Origin of the sequence: Bradyrhizobium uaiense (genome assembly GCF_010811875.1) — a bacterium.
In the GTDB taxonomy this organism is placed as follows: domain Bacteria; phylum Pseudomonadota; class Alphaproteobacteria; order Rhizobiales; family Xanthobacteraceae; genus Bradyrhizobium; species Bradyrhizobium uaiense.
Genome location: NZ_VKHP01000640.1, coordinates 1 through 322, shown reverse-complemented (window position 1 = coordinate 322; position 322 = coordinate 1). Strand labels below are relative to the sequence as shown.

Here is a 322-nt window from a genome sequence, read left to right as displayed (position 1 = left end):
TTGAAGGAGTGCTGTGGATCGTGCGTACGGGGTCTCCCTGGCGCGATCTCCCGGAGGTCTTCGGCGATTGGAACAGCGTGTTCCGGCGCTTCAGCCGATGGAGCATCAAGGGTGTTTGGTGGCGGATCTTCGAGGCGATGTCCGATGATCCGGACTTCGAATATCTGATCGTCGATTCCACCATCGTTCGGGCGCATCAGCACGCTGCCGGCGCCAAAAAAGGGGGTCTGAAGATCAGGCGATCGGCCGCTCGCGCGGGGGCCTGAGCACCAAGATACATCTGGCCGTTCGAGGCTTGGGATGTCCGGTGCGGTTCACGCTG

Annotated in this window: 1 pseudogene; it reads left to right on the top strand. The window is 61.5% G+C overall.

Features of this window, described 5'->3' with window-relative positions:
* Nucleotides 1–322: pseudogene (locus tag FNJ47_RS46875) on the top strand (IS5 family transposase); the annotation flags it as partial.